Source organism: Streptomyces sp. NPDC006385 (assembly GCF_040612485.1).
Taxonomy (GTDB): domain Bacteria; phylum Actinomycetota; class Actinomycetes; order Streptomycetales; family Streptomycetaceae; genus Streptomyces.
In genome coordinates this window covers 1-3,819 of sequence record NZ_JBEXQG010000155.1, presented here as the reverse complement: position 1 = coordinate 3,819, position 3,819 = coordinate 1, and the positions used below count along the sequence as shown (strand labels likewise).

Sequence of the window (3,819 nt, the reverse complement as noted above, 5' to 3'; positions counted from 1 at the left end):
CGGGCGTCCGACAGGCGCTCCAGGACCAGCATGCCCGCGCCCTCGCCCCAGCCCGTACCGTCCGCCGCATCCGAGAACGACTTGCAGCGGCCGTCCGCGGACAGGCCACGCTGTCGGCTGAACTCCACCAGGAGGCCGGGGCTCGTCATGACGCTCACGCCGCCGGCCAGGGCCAGGGTGCACTCGCCCGCCCGCAGTGCCTGCACCGCCAGATGCAGCGCCACCAGCGACGACGAACACGCGGTGTCCACGGACAGCGCGGGGCCTTCGAGGCCGAGGGTGTAGGACAGCCGGCCGGAGACGACGCTGGCCGCGATGCCCGTGGCCAGGTAGCCCTCGGACTCCTTGGGCGAGCGCTGCATCAGCGTGCTGTAGTCCTGGCCGTTGGTGCCCGCGAAGACGCCGGTCCTGCTGCCGCGCAGGCTGGTGGGGTCGATGCCGGCGCGTTCGATGGCCTCCCAGGCCGTCTCCAGCAGAAGCCGCTGCTGCGGATCCATGGCGACGGCCTCGCGGGGGGCGATGCCGAAGAAGGTGGGGTCGAAGTCGGCGGCGGTCTCCAGGAAGGAGCCGGTGCGCACGTAGGTCGTGCCGATGTGGTCCGGGTCGGGGTCGTAGAGGCTGTCGATGTCCCAGCCGCGGTCCGCCGGGAACTCCACGATCGCGTCGCCGCCGGAGGCCAGCAGCCGCCACAGCCCCTCGGGGGAGTCCGCGCCTCCGGGGAAGCGGCAGCCCATGCCGACGACGGCGATGGGGTCGTCGTCGGCCGCGGGGGCGGCGGGCGCCGGGGCCGCCTCGGGGACCTGGTCCGCCGTACCGAGGAGTTCGGCCAGCAGGTGCTGGGCGAGCGCGGTGGGTGTGGCGTAGTCGAAGACCAGGGTGGCCGGAAGGGCCAGACCAGTCTCGGCAGCGAGCCGGTTGCGCAGTTCGACGCCGGTCAACGAGTCGAAGCCGGTCTCCTTGAAGGGGCGCCCGGCGCCTATGACATCGGCGGAGGTGTGGCCCAGCACCTGGGCGGCGCTCTCGCGCACCAGATCGAGCAGCGCCTTGTGCCGGTCGGCCGGGGCGACGCCGGCCAGCCGGCGGGGCAGGGCGGTGCCGTCCTGGGCGGTCGCCGCGGGCTGTCGGGTGACGGCGCGGCGGGTGGCGCGCGGGGCCAGCGCGCGCAGGACGGCGGGGAGGTGGCTGCTCGCGCGCAGGGCCGCGCGGTCCAGTCGTACCGGCACGAGCGCGGGCCGTCCGGCGGCCAGGGCCGCGTCGAACAGCGCGAGGCCCTGCTCGCCGGAGAGCGGCAGGATGCCCTCGCGGGCGATCCGGGCCAGGTCGACCTCGCCGAGGTCACCGCCCATGCCGCCGAGTTCCGGCTCCCACAGGCCCCAGGCCAGGGAGACGGCGGGCAGGCCGCGGGCGTGCCGATGGGCGGCCAGGGCGTCGAGGAAGGCGTTGGCGGCGACGTAGTTGCCCTGTCCGGCGCCGCCGAAGGGGGACGCCGCCGAGGAGAAGAGCACGAAGGCGCGCAGCGGCAGATCGGCGGTCAGCTCGTGCAGGTGCCAGGCCGCGTCGACCTTCGGACGCAGTACGGCGTGCAGGTCGTCCGGGGTGAGCGTGCTCAGGAGGCCGTCCGCGACGACGCCGGCCGTGTGCACGACCGCGGTCAGCCGGTCGCCGATCGAGCCCACCAGCTCGGTCATGGCCTCGCGGTCGGCGGCGTCGGCGGCCACCATCCGCACGTTCAGGCCGAGCGCGGCCAATTCACCGAGCCAGTCCGTCCAGCGCGGGTCGCGCCCGGAGCGGGATACCAGCACCAGTTCCCGTACGCCGTGGGCTTCGGCGAGGTGGCGGACCACCAGCCGGCCCAGGCCGCCGGTCGCACCGGTGACGAGGGCCACGCCGTCGGAGAGCGAGGGGCCCGCGGCCCCGGTGAATGCCGGGGCGGTGAGTTCGACCGGCTTGAGGCGGGCGACGTAGGCGCGGCCGTCACGGACCGCGACCCACGGTTCGTCGGAGGCGGCGAGGCCCACGCGAAGCGTCTCGGTGTCGATCGGCGCAGTGGCCGCCCCCGTTGCCGTCACCGTCGGCTCGGCTTCGAGCAGGGCGAACCGGCCCGGATTCTCCGACTGGGCGGAGCGCATGAGTCCGCGCACCGGCTCGGCCACCAGCTCGGCGTCCGTCCCGGCGGGCTCCGACCGGGTCACCACGACCAGCCGGGAGTCCATCGTCCGCGGGTCGGCCAGCCAGTCCTGGAGTACCTTCAGCAGGCGCTGCGTGACGGCGTGCACCCGCTCGGGCGGCGGGCGCCGCGGATCACCGCTGCCCGGCTCGTAGACGACGACCGGCGGCAGCGCCCGGCCGCCCGGCAGACCGGCCACGACCTCGTACGGGCTCCACTCCACCGGAGCGTCCAGCGGGCGGGCCGGCGCCGGGACCCACTCCACCTCGAACAGCGAGTCCCGCCCGACGGGGGCCGTGGCGACGGGCAGTTCGGCGGCCGCGAGCGGGCGCAGCGCCACCGCGTCGACGGCCAGTACGGCCGCCCCGTCATCGTCGACGGCGCTGACCTCCACGGTGTCCGCGCCCGCGGGTGTCAGACACACGCGCAGGGACCGGGCACCGGTCGCATGGGCGCGCACCCCGCGGACCGAGTGGGCGAGGAGCTGTCCGGCGGAGGTGACGGTGCCGAGGCGACCGGCGAGTTGCAGAGCCGCGTCCAGCACCGTGGGGTGTACCCCGTAGCGGTCGGCGTCCGCGTCGTCCTCCGCGCTCTCCGGGAGGTGTACCTCCCCATACAGCCGTCCCTGGGCCTCCCAGACCGCCCCCACGCCGTCGGGCACCGGCCCGGCCACCTCCACGGCGCCCGCCGGGGGCCAGGAGGTGAGGTCGGCCTCCGGCGGCGCGGTGGCCTCGCCCCAGGGGGCCAGCGTGCCGACGGCGTGCTCGCGCCAGCCGTCCTGGCCGGCGACGGTCGCATCGGCGCGCGCGTGGACGCGCAGCGAACGGCGTCCCTCGGCGTCCGGCACCGCGAGGGCGAGCTGGACGAGCGTGCCTCCGGCTGCGGGTACGACGATCGGCGCGGACACGCTCAGTTCCCTGATCACCGGCGCCTGTACCTGCTCACCGACGTGGGTCAGCAGATCGACCAGGGCAGCCGTCGGAAGCACGGCCACCCCACCGACACGGTGGTACGTCAGCCAGGGCTGCGCCTGCTGCGAGAGGCGAGCGGTCCAGAGGAGGCTCCCGTCTCCGGCGACCTCCAACGCCGCGCCGAGCAATGGGTGTTCGGCAGCATTCAGACCTACGGCACTCAGGTCGCCGTGGCCTGCGCCGGGGCCGTCCTCCAGCCAGTAGCGGTGGCGTTGGAAGGCGTAGGTGGGCAGGTCCACGCGGGTGGCTCCGGTGCCCGTGAACACCGCCTTCCAGTCCACGCCGACACCGTGCGCCCAGGCGCGGGCCAGGGCCGAGAGCAGCGCCTGCTCCTCCGGCCGGCCGCCGCGCAACGCCGGAACGAACACCGCATCCGCAGCCACTTGCGAGCCCGGCCCGGTCAACACACCGTCCGGACCCAACTCCACGAACACCGACACGCCCTGGGCGGCCAACTCTGCCACGCCGTCGGCGAAACGGACCGTCTCACGGACGTGCCGCACCCAGTACTCCGGAGTGCAGACCTCGGCTGCGGCGGCGAGGCGGCCGGTCAGGTTCGAGACCAGGGGCACCTGCGGGACCGAGTAGGTCAGGCCTTCGGCGACCGCCCGGAACTCCTCCAGCATCGGCTCCATACGCGGCGAATGAAACGCGTGCGAGACCGCGAGCTGCTTGGTACGG

General features: G+C 74.8%; 1 protein-coding gene. It reads right to left on the bottom strand.

What is annotated here, in order from left to right:
* The coding region (locus ABZ078_RS44150; RefSeq protein WP_356584314.1) for an SDR family NAD(P)-dependent oxidoreductase at positions 1–3,773 on the bottom strand (3,773 nt) is incomplete at its 3' end.
* Between the last annotated feature and the right edge of the window lie 46 nt (positions 3,774–3,819).